14 protein-coding genes are annotated in these 14,842 nt (G+C 65.5%); all 14 read left to right on the top strand.

Translation table 11 applies throughout. From position 1 onward, the window contains the following. Positions 1-32: 32 nt before the first annotated feature. Positions 33-1,670 carry a FadD3 family acyl-CoA ligase gene (locus HF916_RS24610; RefSeq protein WP_168791377.1) on the top strand — a complete coding sequence of 546 codons (1,638 nt, stop codon included), beginning with the start codon at positions 33-35 and terminating at the stop codon, positions 1,668-1,670. A gap of 76 nt (positions 1,671-1,746) precedes the next feature. Then, entirely contained in the window at positions 1,747-2,643 is an 897-nt protein-coding gene (locus HF916_RS24605) for a VOC family protein (protein WP_168791376.1), read from the top strand. A gap of 6 nt (positions 2,644-2,649) precedes the next feature. Further along, positions 2,650-3,534 carry a CoA transferase subunit A gene (locus HF916_RS24600; RefSeq protein WP_168791375.1) on the top strand — a complete coding sequence of 295 codons (885 nt, stop codon included), beginning with the start codon at positions 2,650-2,652 and terminating at the stop codon, positions 3,532-3,534. A gap of 10 nt (positions 3,535-3,544) precedes the next feature. Further along, on the top strand, positions 3,545-4,342 hold the full coding sequence (locus HF916_RS24595) for a CoA-transferase subunit beta (protein WP_168791374.1): 798 nt from the start codon (positions 3,545-3,547) through the stop codon (positions 4,340-4,342). An 8-nt stretch (positions 4,343-4,350) separates the two neighbouring features. Next, complete coding sequence (locus HF916_RS24590) at positions 4,351-5,268, top strand: enoyl-CoA hydratase (protein ID WP_168791373.1); 918 nt, start codon at positions 4,351-4,353, stop codon at positions 5,266-5,268. After that, entirely contained in the window at positions 5,265-6,347 is a 1,083-nt protein-coding gene (locus HF916_RS24585; protein WP_168791372.1) for an NAD(P)H-dependent flavin oxidoreductase, read from the top strand. Before HF916_RS24590 ends, HF916_RS24585 begins: the two co-directional genes overlap by 4 nt. A 43-nt stretch (positions 6,348-6,390) precedes the next feature. After that, on the top strand, positions 6,391-7,200 hold the full coding sequence (locus HF916_RS24580; RefSeq protein ID WP_168791371.1) for an enoyl-CoA hydratase family protein: 810 nt from the start codon (positions 6,391-6,393) through the stop codon (positions 7,198-7,200). Then, entirely contained in the window at positions 7,197-8,378 is a 1,182-nt protein-coding gene (locus HF916_RS24575; RefSeq protein ID WP_168791370.1) for an acyl-CoA dehydrogenase family protein, read from the top strand. Before HF916_RS24580 ends, HF916_RS24575 begins: the two co-directional genes overlap by 4 nt. 86 nt (positions 8,379-8,464) lie before the next feature. After that, positions 8,465-9,529: an acyl-CoA dehydrogenase family protein gene (locus HF916_RS24570; RefSeq protein ID WP_168791369.1), complete on the top strand. Its 1,065-nt coding sequence runs from the start codon at positions 8,465-8,467 to the stop codon at positions 9,527-9,529. Further along, complete coding sequence (locus HF916_RS24565; protein ID WP_168791368.1) at positions 9,526-10,677, top strand: acetyl-CoA C-acetyltransferase; 1,152 nt, start codon at positions 9,526-9,528, stop codon at positions 10,675-10,677. The genes HF916_RS24570 and HF916_RS24565 overlap by 4 nt, the downstream gene beginning before the upstream one ends. Positions 10,678-10,704: 27 nt before the next feature. Further along, positions 10,705-11,580, top strand: a complete 876-nt coding sequence (locus tag HF916_RS24560) for an SDR family oxidoreductase (RefSeq protein ID WP_168791367.1) — start codon at positions 10,705-10,707, stop codon at positions 11,578-11,580. 4 nt (positions 11,581-11,584) lie between these two features. Continuing rightward, on the top strand, positions 11,585-12,823 hold the full coding sequence (locus HF916_RS24555) for an acyl-CoA dehydrogenase family protein (protein WP_168791366.1): 1,239 nt from the start codon (positions 11,585-11,587) through the stop codon (positions 12,821-12,823). Beyond that, positions 12,823-14,016, top strand: a complete 1,194-nt coding sequence (locus tag HF916_RS24550) for an acyl-CoA dehydrogenase family protein (protein ID WP_168791365.1) — start codon at positions 12,823-12,825, stop codon at positions 14,014-14,016. Before HF916_RS24555 ends, HF916_RS24550 begins: the two co-directional genes overlap by 1 nt. Then, positions 14,013-14,816 (top strand): SDR family oxidoreductase, encoded by an 804-nt coding sequence (locus HF916_RS24545; protein ID WP_168791364.1) that lies wholly within the window; start codon positions 14,013-14,015, stop codon positions 14,814-14,816. The genes HF916_RS24550 and HF916_RS24545 overlap by 4 nt, the downstream gene beginning before the upstream one ends. Positions 14,817-14,842 lie beyond the last annotated feature (26 nt).

The following is a 14,842-nucleotide window of genomic DNA, read 5'->3' as shown; positions in this document are numbered from 1 at the left end:
GCGTGCCGCGAACCCTCTTCATCGAATTCATCATGACGCTGAACCACATTCTGACGACGCCCGCGTTGATCGCGCGAGCCGCCGCGCGCTACGGCACGCGCATCGCGATCGAAACGGTACAGGGCAATCTCAGCTACGCGCAACTCGACGCCGCGCGAATCACGGCGGCTCGCGCGTTGATCAATTGCGGCATTCAACCGGGCGAGCGCGTCGCGGTCTGGGCGCCGAACGTCGCGCTGTGGATCGTCGCGGCGCTGGCGATTCACAGCGCGGGCGCAGCGCTGGTGCCGATCAATACGCGTATGAAAGGGCTCGAAGCCGGCGCGATTCTCGAGGACAGCGGCGCGCGGCTGCTGTTCTGCTGCGGCACGTTCCTTGGCGAATCGTATCCGGCGATGTTGGCCGCGCATCGTCCGGCGTCGCTGGAGCGCATTGTCGTGTTCGACGGTGAGGCATTGCCGTCCGCCAGCACGACCCACGGTTGCGACGAAACGTGGAACGCCTTCCTGCTGCGCGCAGCGGGCACGTCGATGGAGACGTTTCGCAGCCGTGAAGCGCAAGTGCGTCCCGACACGCTGATGGACATCATGTTCACGTCCGGCACGACGGGCCGCCCGAAAGGCGTCATGACCACGCACGGCCAGAATCTGCGCGCGGTCCACGACTGGGCGCAGATCGCGACGCTGCGCGATGCCGACCGTTACCTGATCGTCAATCCGTTCTTCCATGCGTTCGGCTACAAGGCTGGCTGGCTCGCGGCACTGGCAAGCGGCGCGACGGTGCTGCCGCATCTGGTGTTCAACCCGGAGCGCGTGCTCGAACGCATCGTGCGCGATCGCGTCTCCGTGTTGCCAGGGCCGCCGACGCTGTATCACGCGTTGCTCGACATGCCGGGACTCGCTGAGCGCGATCTGTCCTCGCTGCGCGTGGCGGTGACGGGCGCGGCTGCGATCGCGCCGAGTCTCATCGAACGAATGCGCGCGCAACTCGGCTTCGAGACGGTGCTGACCGGCTACGGCCTGACGGAATCGTGTGGCTTTGCCGCGCTCTGCCGGCGTGGCGATGACGCCGAAACCATCGCGCACACCTCGGGCCGCGCGATGCCAGGCGTCGAGATACGAATCGCCGACAGCGACGGCAGCGCGCTCGCGCCGGGCGAAACCGGCGAAGTGCTGATTCGTGGCTACAACGTCATGCAAGGCTACTTCGGCCAGCAGGAAACGGCGCTCGACACCATCGACGCCGACGGCTGGCTGCACACCGGCGACCTCGGTACGCTCGACGAACGCGGCTATCTGCGCATTACGGATCGCATCAAGGACATGTTCATCGTCGGCGGATTCAATTGCTATCCGGCGGAGATCGAGCGGCTTTTCAGCGGGCATCCGGCGGTCGCGCAGGTGGCGCTGATCGGCGTGCCGGACGCGCGGCTCGGCGAGGTGGGCCATGCCTATGTCGTGTTGCGCTCGGGCGAGCATGCAAGCGCCGAGGAACTGACTGATTGGGCTCGCAAGAACATGGCGAATTACAAGGTGCCGCGCTTCGTCACGCTGGTCGATCAGTTGCCCGTGAGCGCGGCCGGCAAGGTGCTCAAATACCGTCTGCGCGATGGCGCCGGAAGCATCGATGTAAACAGCGAAAAAACCACTGAAAACACCGCTGCAAACTAGTCCCAACAGACGATGTTGCGCACGCTCCGCACCGCCAGAATAAGCCTGACAACAACAGCTTCTGGAGGAGTCGGAGATGATCGATGTGCGGGCTTTAGGCTACGTCGTCGTGCAGTCGGCCAGGGTCGACACATGGCGCGATTACGCAGAAAACGTGCTGGGCATGCAGGCGCAGGAAGCAGCCAGCGGCGCGCTGTATCTGAAGATGGACGAGCGCGATTTCCGCTACCTGATCGTGCCCGGCGACACCGATCGCTACTTCGCATCGGGCTGGGAACTGGCCGATGCTGCCGCGTTCGACCACGCGATTCGCGCGCTCGAATCGAATGGTGTGGAAGCGGTCCGTGCGAGCGCCGACGAAGCGGCATTGCGACGCGTGCAGGCGATGGCGTGGTGCGTCGATCCTTCCGGCAACCGGCACGAGTTTTTCTGGGGCGTGTGCGCCGATTTCCGCCGCTTCGCTTCGCCGCTCGGCGTGCCCGGTTTCGTGACCGGCGCAATGGGCCTCGGCCACGCGGTGCTGCCCGCGCCGCACTTCGACGCCACCGATGCGTTCCTGCGCAACGTGCTGGGCTTCGAGCTGTCCGACATCTTCCGCGTGCGCTTCACCGACGACCCCGCCGAGCCGGAAAAACGCATCCACTTCCTGCACTGTAAGAACGCGCGCCACCACAGCCTCGCGATCATGGATCTGGCGGTGCCGTCCGGCTGCATTCACGTGATGGCCGAAGTCGACTCGATGGATGAAGTAGGCCGCGCGCTCGACCGTGTCGTGGCGCAAGACGTGAAGCTCTCTGCCACGCTCGGCCGCCACTGCAACGACCACATGATCTCGTTCTACATGAAGACGCCGGGCGGCTTCGATATGGAATATGGCTATGGCGGCCTGACGGTCGACTGGGCGCAGCACAGCGTCTATGAAGCGACGCGCGTGAGCTTGTGGGGACATGACTTCAGCGTGGGATTTCGCTAGGCCGATATGAAAACACTCGATAAACAACTCAGCGCGCGCGACGTGGTCGCGCAACTCGCCGACGGTATGACGATCGGCATCGGCGGCTGGGGTCCGCGCCGCAAACCGATGGCGCTGGTGCGCGAAATCGTGCGCTCGGATCTGAAGGACCTCACGGTGGTCGGCTACGGCGGCCCGGATGTCGGCCTGCTGTGCGCGGCGGGCAAAGTGCGCAAGGTGGTGTTCGGCTTTGTGTCGCTCGATGTGATTCCGCTCGAGCCGCATTTCCGCCGGGCGCGCGAAACCGGCGCAATCGATGTATGGGAACTCGACGAAGGCATGTTGCAGCTCGGCCTGCGTGCCGCCGCCGCGCGCTTGCCGTTTCTGCCCACGCGAGTCGGCCTCGGCACCGATCTGCTCAAGCACGCGCCGCATTTGCGCACGGTCGAGTCGCCGTACGGTGGCGAGACGCTGCTCGCGATGCCCGCCATCGAACTCGACGCGGCACTGTTGCACGTGAACGCGGCGGACCGGATGGGCAATACGCGCATCGACGGCCCCGATCCGTTCTTCGATGCCTGGTTCGCTCGTGCGGCGGCGAAGTGTTTCGTTAGCAGCGAGACGGTCGTGGACTCGCTCGCGAGCAGCGACCTCGACCTCGCGCGTCGCAACACCTTCGAGCGTTCGCTCGTCACGGGCGTGGTGCATACGCCGTGCGGCGCGCATCCGACCTCGTGCGCGCCGGCTTATGGCTGGGATCTGCCGCATCTGAAGACGTATTGCGCGAGCGCCGAGGGCGAGGCGCAGACCGCGGCTTATCTGCACGACACGGTAGGCACCGACGAATCCGGCTATCTGCAACGCGCGGGCGGCCGGTCCCATGTGGCGGCGTTGCCGTTGCCGATTCTGTAAAGGAGCGCAGATGAGCGACTCTCTCGATTATTCTCTCGCCGAACTCATGATCACTGCCGCGGCGCGTGTCTGGCGCGACGACGGCGAAGTGCTGGCGACCGGCATCGGCACAGGTCCGCGCCTCGCTGCAGGTCTTGCGCGCCTTGCCTACAACGCCGGTTTGATGCTCACCGATGGCGAAGCCTATCTGGTCGAAAGCCCGGTGCCGCTCGGGCCGCGCGAAGCGGGTTGCCGCGTCGAAGCGTCGGGCCTGATGACCTATGAGCGTGTGTTCGATTGCGTGTGGCATGGCAAACGGCATGCACTCGTGATGCCCACGCAGATCGACCGCTTCGGCCAGGCCAACATCTCCTGGCTCGGTGACGACTATTCGAAGCCGAAGACACAACTGCTCGGCGCGCGCGGCTTCCCGGGCAACAGCATCAACCACGCGAATTCGTTTTTCGTGAGCGGGCATGGCAAGCGGACGTTCGTGGCCGGCGAAGTGGACATGGTGTGCAGCGTGGGCTACAACCCGGCCCGCGAGATTCCAGGCATGCGCGCATTCACGGATCTGCGCAGCATCATCACCGATCTGTGCGTGATGGACTTCGGCGGCCCGGATCATGCGGTGCGGGTGCGCTCGCTGCATCCTGGCGTGAGCTTCGACGAAGTGCAGGACGTCACCAGTTTTCCGCTGCTCGCGCATCCCGACATGCACGTAACGCCGCCGCCGAGCGAAGACGATCTGCGCATCATGCGCGCGCTCGATCCGCACAACCTGCGCGCGAGCGTCGTGCGCAACAATCCGGCGCCGCGCCGCGCGTGAGGGACGTCATGTCGAACCAGCCATCCACGGCGGAAACGAAAGCCGAAGAGCGGGTCGTCGAGTATCGCGTGAGCGACGGCATTGCGACCATCACGATGAATCGCCCCGAGTACCACAACGCGCAGAACTCGAAGATGACTTACGCGCTCGATGCGGCGTTCAAACGCGCATCGAACGACGATGCCGTGAAAGTCATCGTGCTCGCTGGCGCGGGCAAGCACTTTTCCGCGGGCCACGACATCGGCACGCCGGGTCGCGATATCGATCAATCGTTCGAGCGGGCCTCGCTCTGGTACGACCACGTCGGCAAGGAAGGCGGCGAGTTTCTCTACGCCCGCGAGCAGGAGGTGTATCTCGGCATGTGCCGCCGCTGGCGCGATCTGCCCAAGCCGACCATCGCGATGGTGCAGGGCGCGTGCGTCGCCGGTGGGTTGATGCTAGCGTGGGTGTGCGATCTGATCGTCGCGTCCGACGACGCGTTCTTCTCCGATCCGGTCGTGCGCATGGGCATTCCCGGCGTCGAATATTTCGCGCACGCGTACGAACTGAATCCGCGCATCGCCAAGGAGTTTCTGTTTCTCGGCGAACGGATGGATGCGGCGCGCGCCTATCAGATGGGCATGGTGAACCGCGTCGTGCCGCGCGAGCGCTTGCAGGACACCGTTGCGGAGATTGCCGCGAAGATTGCACACATGCCCAGGCTTGGCTTGACGCTCACCAAGCAGGCGGTGAATCACGTCGAAGAACTGCAAGGCAAGCGCGCGGCAATGGATGCCGCGTTCGCATGGCATCACTTCGCCCACGCGCACAACGAACTGATCAGCGGCGACCGGCTCGGTGGTTACGACGCCCGCAAGATGGCCGACTCGCAACGCGCAACGCCCGCCGACGCTGGCGACGCCGCGGCAAAAGGAGAGGCTGCATGAGCGCGGCCCTGCATACGCCGCTGTGCGATCTGCTCGGCTGCCGCTATCCGATCGTGCAGACGGCGATGGGTTGGGTCGCCGATGCGCGGCTCGTGGCCGCCACCTGCAATGCGGGCGGCTTCGGTTTTCTCGCCGGCGCGACGCTCGAAGCCGACCGCGTGGAAGCGGAGATTCTGCGCGTGAAGGAACTGACGGACCGACCCTTCGGCATCAACTTCCATATGTTCCAGCCGAACGCGGCGCAGGTCGTCGATCTGGCGATTCGCCACAAGCTGCGCGCCGTGAGTTACGGACGCGGCCCCGACGCGAAAACGATCCGCCGTTTCAAGGACGCGGGCGTGATGTGCATTCCGACCGTGGGCGCGCCGAAGCACGCGCAGAAAGCGGTCGAACTCGGCGCCGATGCGGTCACGGTGCAGGGCGCGGAAGGCGGCGGCCACACGGGCTCGATGCCGACCACGCTGCTGCTGCCGCGTGTGCTCGAAGCGGTGAACGTACCGGTGATCGCAGCCGGCGGTTTCTTCGACGGACGCGGTCTCGCCGCCGCGCTCGGCTATGGCGCGGCCGGTATCGCAATGGGCACGCGGTTTCTGATGACCGAAGAGTCGCCCGTGCCGCGCGCCACGCTCGAACGTTACGTCGCGGTCAACGACCCGTCGCACATTCGCGTGTCTGCGGCGCTCGACGGCTTGCCGCAACGCATGATCGACAACCCATACCTACTGCGGCTCGAAGCCTTCGGCCCATTGCGCCGCACGCTTTTCGCCTTGAAGACGGCCGAAGCATGGCGCCGCCAGAGTGGCATGAGTCTCACGCAGATGGCGTCGCTCGGACTCAAGGCCTTGCGTGATCACAACTACACCGCGAGCCAGACGCTGATGGCGGCCAACGCGCCGTTTCTGATCCAGCGCGCGATCGTCGACGGCGCGCCCGATGAGGGCGTGTTGCCGAGCGGCCAGGTGGCCGCGGTGATCGGCGCGCTCGAACCGTGCGAAAGCCTGATCGGCCGCATCGTCGACGAAGCGGTGGCGCGGCTCGACGCGCTGGCCGCGATGCGCGGCATCCCGGTTCATGCGTGAACCGCTGAAGCACATCCATAACATTCATCAGGGACGACAGACCATGACACAAGCCCTCGACAGCGTCCGCTCGCTGCCGTTCAGGATCGAACGAGAAGGCGGCATCGGCGAGCTGGTGATCGATCAGCCGCCGGTCAATGCGCTCGATACGCAAGGCTGGCAAGCGCTCGCCGATGCGATCGACGCGCTCGGCCGCGACGACAGCGTGCACGTGATCGTGCTGCGCGGCGCGGGGCGCGGCTTCTGCGCGGGCGTCGACATCAAGGAACTGGCCGCGCATCCAGAGCGGATCGTTGCCGTCAACGCCGGCAACTACGCGACGTTTCGCGCCGTGCACCGCAGTCCGAAGCCGGTGATCGTCGCGGTGCACGGCTTCGTGCTCGGCGGCGGGATCGGCATCTGCGGCGCGGCGGACGTGATCGTCGCGTCGGAATGCGCGCGCTTCGGCGTGCCCGAGATCGACCGTGGCGCGATGGGTGGCGGCGCGCATTTGCAGCGCATGTTCGGTGTGCAGAAAGTGCGCGCGATGTATTTCACCGGCGAGATGGTCGACGCCGCCGAGGCCTATCGTCTCGGCGCGATCGAACGCGTCGTGCCGCGCGAACAGTTGCGTGACGCGGCAATGGAGTTGGCCCGCAAGATCGCGGCAAAAAGCCCCGCGATGCTGCAACTCGCCAAGGAAGCGCTGAACGGCATCGAGGACGGCGACCTCGAAGACAAATACCGCTGGGAGCAGGGCTTCACGTTGCAGGCGTACATGACGAACGATTCGGTCGAAGCACGCTCGGCGTTCGTCGAAAAACGCGACGCGCAGTTCGACGCCGCCCAACGCCAGGCCGGAGCGCGCCCATGAAGCTCGACTACACGCCGGCGCAGCGCGCGTTTCGCGCCGAAATTCGCGGCTGGCTCGCCGAGCACGTGCCGCGCGAACCGCTGCCGAGCTTCGATACCGAAGCGGGCTTCGCCGCGCATCGCGCATGGGAGCGCACGCTGCATTCGGGTCGCTGGAGCATGGTGACGTGGCCGCGCGAGTTAGGCGGACGCGGCTGCGATCTGATCGAGTGGCTGATCTTCGAAGAAGAATACTGGCGCGCCGACGCGCCGATGCGAGTGAATCAGAACGGCATCTTCCTGCTCGGCCCGACCTTGATGGACTTCGGCACCGACGAGCAGAAGGCCCGTTTCCTGCCCGCGATGGCGGCCGGCGAACACGTGTGGGCGCAAGGCTGGTCCGAGCCGAACGCGGGCTCGGACATGGCCGCGATCCGCGCGAGCGCGACTCGCAGCGACGGCGGCACGGGCGGCGAGTACATCCTCAACGGCCAGAAAATCTGGTCGACGCGCGCGGTCTGGGCCGACTGGCTGTTCGGCCTGTTTCGCAGCGATCCGCAATCCACGCGTCACCACGGCCTGACCTTTTTGATGGTGCCGCTCGACACGCCCGGCATCACCGTGCGACCGATCCGCCAGTTGAACGGCCACACCGGCTTCGCGGAGATTTTCTTCGACGACGTGCGCGTGCCGCTCGATCACCGCCTCGCCGGCGAAGGCATGGGCTGGCAGGTCGCCATGGCGACGGCCGGCTTCGAGCGCGGCCTGATGCTGCGCTCGCCGGCGCGGTTTCAGCGCACCGCCGAGGCGTTGCGCGATCTCTATCTGACGCATCGTGCCGAGGCCGATCGCGATCCAGCTTTGCGCGAGCGCGTGATCGACGCATGGATGGATGCGCAAGCCTACGCGCTCTCCACATATGCGACCGCTAGCCGCTTGCAGAAGGGCGGCCATATCGGCGCGGAGTCGAGCACCAACAAGGTGTTCTGGTCCGAACTCGATTTGCGCATGCATCAGACCGCGCTCGACATTCTCGGCGCGCGCGGCGAGGTGGTGCCGCGTACTCACAAACAGCACGCCGCGCTCGGTAATTGGCTCGACGGTTTTCTGTTCGCACAGGCCGGGCCGATCTATGCGGGCACTAACGAGATCCAGCGCAACATCGTCGCGGAACGGATGCTGGGGATGCCGCGCTCGTGATGACGTGCTGGTTGCCGTGCTTGTTGCAGACGCGGCACACCGCATCGGGCACGCATTCAGACGCTTAAAGGATTGAGCGAGGAACTATGGATTTCGTATTCAACGAGGATCAGGAAGCGCTGGTCAGCAGCGTCAGGCGTTTTCTCATGACGGAGATGACGCCCGAGTTGATCCGCGAGTTGTGGAACACGCCGACTGGGCGCTCGGACAGCATCTGGAACCTGTTCGCCGCGCAAGGGCTGACGGCGCTCTCGGTGCCGGAGAGTCACGACGGCATGGGCCTTGGTGAAGTGGAGTGGGCATTGCTTGCGCAGACCTACGGTTACTTCGCCGCTCCCGAGCCGTTGCTCGATACCGCGCTGGTGGCCGTGAGCATGCTCGAAGCGCTGCCCGCGAGCGAGCGGCGCGACGCGTTGTTGCGCGACATCGCGGCGGGCTCGGCGCGTGTGGCGATTGCGCATCCGGTGAACCCGTATGTCAGCGACGCGCATGTCGCGCAAGTGTTGCTGGCCGAGCGCGATGGCGAGTTGCACTGGCTCACGCCGCACGCGTGCCGACTGAATGCGGTGGAGAGTGTCGATCCGTCGCGGCGTCTGTTCGAAGTCGAATGGGAACGCTCGGTGCAAACGCGCGTCGCATCACGCGACGAAGCGGCACCGATTCTTGCCGGCGCGCTGGATCGCGGCGCATTCGCCGTCGCCGCGCAATTGCTCGGCCTGACGCAACGCGTGCTGGACATGGCGATCGACTACAGCGCGCAGCGCAAGCAGTTCGGTAAGCCGATCGGCTCGTATCAGGCGCTCAAGCATCTGCTCGCCGACGTCGCGATCCGCTATGAATTCGCACGGCCGGTGGTGTATCGCGCCGCGTGCGCCATCGCCGACAACGATCCGCAGCGTGCGCTGTATGTCTCGCACGCGAAGTTGGCCGCCACCGCCGCGGCGCAACTCGCCGCGCGCCACGCGATGCAGGTGCACGGCGCGATCGGCTACACGTGGGAACTGGATTTGCAGATCTTCATGAAACGCATCTGGGCGCTCGCGAGCAGTTGGGGCGACACGACGTTTCACAAAGCCCGCGTCGCGGCAGCGCTGATCGATGCGCGCGTGCCGATCGGCCCGGCCCATACTTTTGAACTGGAGTGCCGATGAAACAGGCTTATATCGTCGACGCGCTGCGTACGCCGACCGGCCGCCGCAAAGGCGGACTCGCGCAGGTGCATGCTGCGGACCTGGGCGGCTTCGCGTTGAAGGAACTGGTCGCGCGTAACGCAATTCCCGCCGAGGAATACGACGACGTGGTGTTCGGCTGCGTCGATACGATCGGCCCGTTGGCGGGCAATATCGCTCGCACCTGCTGGCTCGCCGCGGGTTTACCGTTGACGGTGTCCGGCGTGACCGTGGACCGTCAATGCGGGTCATCGCAACAGGCTGTGCATTTCGCCGCTCAGGCGGTGATGAGCGGCACTCAGGACGTAGTGGTCGCGGGCGGCGTGCAAACCATGACGCAGATTCCGATTTCATCGGCGATGACGGCGGCCGTGCCGCTCGGTTTTACCGATCCGTTCTCCGGCAGCATCGGCTGGCGGACGCGTTTCGGCGATGCGCCGGTCTCGCAGTTTCACGCGGCGCAGCGGATTGCGGATCACTGGAATCTGTCGCGCGAAACGATGGAACAGTACGCGCTCGAAAGTCACCGGCGCGCATTGGCCGCAATCGAGAGCGGCTACTTTGCGCGCGAGATCGTGCCGTTCGCGGGCGTCGTCGACGATGAAACGCCGCGCAAGGGCACCACGCTCGCGAAGATGGCGTCGCTCGAACCGTTGATGCCGGGCGGCGCGCTGACAGCCGCCGTGTCCAGCCAGACCTGCGATGCCGCAGCGGCCTTGCTGATCGTCTCCGAAGATGCGCTCAAACGCTACGGCCTCACGCCGCGCGCGCGTATCCATCATCTGAGCGTGCTCGGTGACGATCCGCTGTGGATGCTCACCGCGCCGATTCCCGCGACGCGTCACGCGTTGCGCAAAGCCGGCCTGACGCTCGACGACATCGACGTCGTCGAACTCAACGAGGCGTTCGCATCGGTCGCGTTGGCGTGGCTCGCCGAAACGCGCTATCCGCACGCACGCACCAACCCGAACGGCGGCGCGATCGCGCTCGGTCATCCGCTCGGCGCCACCGGCGCGCGGCTGATGACCAGCCTGCTGCACGAACTCGAACGCACGCAAGGCCGCTACGGCTTGCAAACGATGTGCGAGGGCGGCGGGCTCGCCAACGTCACGATCATCGAGCGCCTGTAAGCGCATCACTGTCTACGAGGATCAAGCATGGGAATCTGCAATGGCCGCACGGTGATCATCACCGGCGCGGGAGGCGGGCTGGGCCGCGAATATGCGCTTGCGTATGCCGCCGAAGGCGCGGCGGTGGTGGTCAACGATATTCGCCACGACGCCGCGCAAGCCGTGTGCGACGAGGTCGCGCAAGCCGGCGGGCGTGCGCTCGCCAACGCGGACGACATCACGCGCATCGACACCGCACAACGCATCGTCGATGCCGCGCATGAGGCGTTCGGCGAGATTCACGTGCTGGTGAACAACGCGGGCATTTGCCGCGACCGGATGTTCGCCAGCATGTCCGAGGACGATTGGGACGACGTGATGCGAGTGCATCTGCGTGGTCACTTCTGTCTCGCGCAGTGGCTCGCGCGTGAATGGCGCGAGGCGTCGAAAGCGGGCGCCGCCGTGGATGCTCGCATTATCAACACCAGTTCCGGCGCCGGTCTGCAAGGCTCGATCGGCCAGGCGAACTATGGCGCGGCGAAAGCGGCCATCGCGGCGCTCACGTTGATGCAGGCCGCTGAGTTGCAACGTTACGGCATTCGCGTGAATGCGCTGGCGCCCGCCGCGCGCACCTCGATGACCGAGGGCGTGTTCGCCGACATGATGAAAAAGCCCGCCGACGGTTTCGACTACTTCGATCCCGCCAACGTCGCGCCACTCGTGGTGTGGCTCGGCAGCGAGCAGTCACGCGATGTTACCGGCCAAGTGTTCGAGGCCGCCGGCGGCATGATCGCGGTCGCCGAAGGCTGGCGCACGGGACCGCGAATCGATCATGGCGCGCGCTGGAACGTCGCTGAGATCGGCGGCGCGGTCGCCGCGCTGGTCGCACGGCGCGAGCCGGCGCAGCGCGTCTACGGAAGCTGATGCGATGAACCTCGCTCTCTCCGAAGAACAGATCATGATCCGCGACGCGGCGGCCGAGGTGCTGGCCGAGCGCAGCGCGTCGAACGCTGTTCGGCACGCGATAGAACAATGCGCGGGCCGTGACGAAGCGTTGTGGCGCGCGCTCGCGGGCGAACTCGGCTGGTGCGCGCTCACGGTGTCGGAAGCATCGGGTGGCGCGGGTCTCGGCGCGACTGAGTTGGTGCTGATGATGGAGCAGATGGGCCGGCGGCTCGCCTGCGTGCCTTATTTCGGCACGGTCTGTCTGGCGGCGATGGCACTCACGCTGTGCGATTCCGATGCGGCGCGTGAGCGGCTCGCTCGAATCGCGAGTGGTGAATCGAGTGCAACGCTTGCGCTGCCGCTTTCCGCGAGTTTCGATTTCGGCGACGCACGGAGCGTGTCGCTATACGCCGAAGAAACCGCTTGCGGCTATCGGTTGTCGGGCACGTTGGACCAGGTATTGGACGGCGCGAGCGCTGAGCTTCTGCTGGTGCCGGCACGCATCGCGAATGAAGCGCAGACGGTCGCGCTATTCGAGTTGCAGGGATCGGATATTGCGAGCCTGACGCGTACGCCGCTCGTTACGCTCGATGCAACGCGTCCGTTGGCCCGGCTCGATCTGCGTGCCGTCGAGGTGCCGCGCTCGGCTTTGCTTGCGCGTGGCCGTCAGGTTGAGCGCGCGCTTTCGCGTACCGCCTGGTTTGCCGCACTGGCGCTCGCTGCCGAACAGGTGGGCGGCGCGCAGCAATGTCTCGACCTCACGCTCGCCTACACGGCTGATCGCGTGCAATTCGGCCGCGCGATCGCCTCGTTCCAGGCGGTCAAACACCGTTGCGCGCAGATGATGGTCGAGATCGAGGCGAGCCGCTCGATGATGCTCGGCGCGGCGCAGGCGTGGGATCGCGCCGCTGCCGTTGCGGTCGATGTCGATGACGACGACACGCTCGCCGACATCGCCGCCGCAAAAGTCACCGCCAACGACGCTTTCCGTTTCTGCGCACAGGAAGCGATTCAACTGCATGGCGGTGTGGGCTTTACGTGGGAATACGACCCGCAACTGTATTTCAAGCGGGCGCAGGCAGCGGGCGCGATGTTCGGCACGACCTCGCAGATGCTGTCGTTTATCGCGCGGCAAGTGATGGATCGCGACGAGCGGCCTTCGAATACGGTGGCGCTGGCGCACGCCGATCACGCGCAAAACGTGCTCGCAGGAGTCCTGTGATGAATGGCGAAACGCAATATCAGCACTTGCGCGTTGAAGTCGCCGGCTGGATGCGCACGCATTTGAGCGGCGAGTTCGCCTGCCTCAAATACCGTGGCGGTCCCGGCGACGAAGAAGCTTATCCCGCGCTTCGCAAGCAATGGGAACGTGAACTCGCTGCAGGAGGCTGGACCGGCCTCGGCTGGGCCACCAGCGAAGGTGGCCGCGGCTTCACGGTGGCCGAGCAGGTGATCTTCCACGAGGAATATGCACGCGCCGGTGGTCCGGGCCGAATGGGTCATATCGGCGAAGGCTTGCTGGGACCGACCCTGATCGCCTGCGGCACCGAAGATCAGCGCAAGCGCTTCCTGCCCGGCATCCTCAGCGGCACGCAGTTCTGGTGTCAGGGCTATTCGGAACCGGGTGCGGGCTCTGACCTCGCGAATATCCGCACGCGCGCTGTCCGCGACGACCAGGGCAACTGGCGCGTGCATGGACAGAAAGTGTGGACATCGCTCGCGCACGACTCCGACTGGATCTTCGTCGTCGCGCGAACCGATCCGGAGTCGCGCGGCAATCGCGGACTCTCGTTCCTGCTGCTTCCACTCGATCAACCCGGCATCGAGATTCGTCCGATCAAGCAGATGAACGGCGGCGCCGAATTCAACGAGGTGTTCTTCGACGGCGCGCTTGCCGCCGCTGATGATCTGGTCGGCGCGCCGGGCGATGGCTGGCGCATCGCGATGACCTTGCTCGGCTTCGAACGGGGCATGTCCACGCTCGGCCAGCAGATGCAGTTCATCCGCGAACTGGAATGGGTGATCGATGCCGCTCACGAAGCGGGCGTCGCGCACGACGCCGTGATCCGTCAACGCATTGCCCGTGCGTGGGCTGGTTTGCGCGTGATGCGCTACAACGCGCTGCGCATGCTGGCCGGCGCCGATGAATCGTCCGGCGGGTCGCTGGGCCGCGAAGCGCTGATCTACAAGTACTACTGGTCGAACTGGCACCGCGAACTGGGCCAATTGGCGATGGACGTACTTGGACTCGATGCCAACCTGATCGCCGCCGACGACGAAAAGCGCACCCGTCTGCAAGGCGTCTTCCTGTTCTCGCGCGCCGACACGATCTACGCGGGCACCAACGAAATCCAGCTCAACATCATGGCCGAGCGCGGGCTCGGCATGCCGAAGGAACCCAGAGGAACGCTATGAACGAGTCTCAAACGGTGCGCAGCGCGCCCGCGTATGTGCCTGGTCATCGGTTGCTGGCGGGCAAGTCCGTGCTGATCACCGCCGCGGCGGGCGTCGGGATCGGTTTTGCCGCTGCGAAGCGATGCGCGGAAGAAGGCTGCCGCGCGCTCTTTATCTCCGACATCCACGAGAGACGGCTTTCGCAGGCGGTCGAAACGTTGCGCGCTGAAACCGGTCTGCAGGCGATCTACGGGCGTCTTTGCAACGTGTCCATTGAAGACGACGTGCGCGCGCTGGTGGCCGACGCCGAGGAAAAACTGCATGGCGTGGACGTGCTGATCAATAACGCCGGACTGGGCGGCGCGCGTCGCATCGTCGAAATGGACGATGCGGAGTGGTCGCGTGTGATCGACATTAGCCTCACCGGCACCTTCCGCATGACGCGGGCGATGTTGCCGCATATGCAGCAGCGCGGGCATGGCGTGATCGTCAACAACGCGTCGGTGCTCGGCTGGCGCGCGCAGGCGGAACAGGCGCACTACGCCGCGGCGAAAGCCGGCGTGATGGCGCTCACGCGCTGTGCCGCGCTGGAAGCCGCGCCTTACGGCGTACGCATCAACGCCGTGGCGCCGAGTATTGCGCTGCACGATTTTCTGAAGAAGTCGGCTTCGGCCGATCTGCTCGATCAACTGGCGTCGCGTGAAGCATTCGGACGCGCCGCCGAAGTGTGGGAGGTGGCGAACGTGATGGTCTTCCTGGCGAGCGACTACGCGTCGTATATGACCGGCGAAGTGTTGTCGGTCAGCAGTCAGCATGCGTGATGGAGCGCGCCGTGGCTGAAACAAAT

Origin of the sequence: Paraburkholderia aromaticivorans (assembly GCF_012689525.1) — a bacterium.
Classification (GTDB): Bacteria; Pseudomonadota; Gammaproteobacteria; order Burkholderiales; family Burkholderiaceae; genus Paraburkholderia; species Paraburkholderia aromaticivorans_A.
This window is presented reverse-complemented; position numbering and strand designations above follow the sequence as displayed.

Bases quoted from the DNA above. Each gene is read 5' to 3' on its own strand.
- HF916_RS24610 (WP_168791377.1), top strand. From the start codon at position 33: ATGACGCTGAACCACATTCTGACGACGCCCGCGTTGATCGCGCGAGCC.
- HF916_RS24605 (WP_168791376.1), top strand. From the start codon at position 1,747: ATGATCGATGTGCGGGCTTTAGGCTACGTCGTCGTGCAGTCGGCCAGG.
- HF916_RS24600 (WP_168791375.1), top strand. From the start codon at position 2,650: ATGAAAACACTCGATAAACAACTCAGCGCGCGCGACGTGGTCGCGCAA.
- HF916_RS24595 (WP_168791374.1), top strand. From the start codon at position 3,545: ATGAGCGACTCTCTCGATTATTCTCTCGCCGAACTCATGATCACTGCC.
- HF916_RS24590 (WP_168791373.1), top strand. From the start codon at position 4,351: ATGTCGAACCAGCCATCCACGGCGGAAACGAAAGCCGAAGAGCGGGTC.
- HF916_RS24585 (WP_168791372.1), top strand. From the start codon at position 5,265: ATGAGCGCGGCCCTGCATACGCCGCTGTGCGATCTGCTCGGCTGCCGC.
- HF916_RS24580 (WP_168791371.1), top strand. From the start codon at position 6,391: ATGACACAAGCCCTCGACAGCGTCCGCTCGCTGCCGTTCAGGATCGAA.
- HF916_RS24575 (WP_168791370.1), top strand. From the start codon at position 7,197: ATGAAGCTCGACTACACGCCGGCGCAGCGCGCGTTTCGCGCCGAAATT.
- HF916_RS24570 (WP_168791369.1), top strand. From the start codon at position 8,465: ATGGATTTCGTATTCAACGAGGATCAGGAAGCGCTGGTCAGCAGCGTC.
- HF916_RS24565 (WP_168791368.1), top strand. From the start codon at position 9,526: ATGAAACAGGCTTATATCGTCGACGCGCTGCGTACGCCGACCGGCCGC.
- HF916_RS24560 (WP_168791367.1), top strand. From the start codon at position 10,705: ATGGGAATCTGCAATGGCCGCACGGTGATCATCACCGGCGCGGGAGGC.
- HF916_RS24555 (WP_168791366.1), top strand. From the start codon at position 11,585: ATGAACCTCGCTCTCTCCGAAGAACAGATCATGATCCGCGACGCGGCG.
- HF916_RS24550 (WP_168791365.1), top strand. From the start codon at position 12,823: ATGAATGGCGAAACGCAATATCAGCACTTGCGCGTTGAAGTCGCCGGC.
- HF916_RS24545 (WP_168791364.1), top strand. From the start codon at position 14,013: ATGAACGAGTCTCAAACGGTGCGCAGCGCGCCCGCGTATGTGCCTGGT.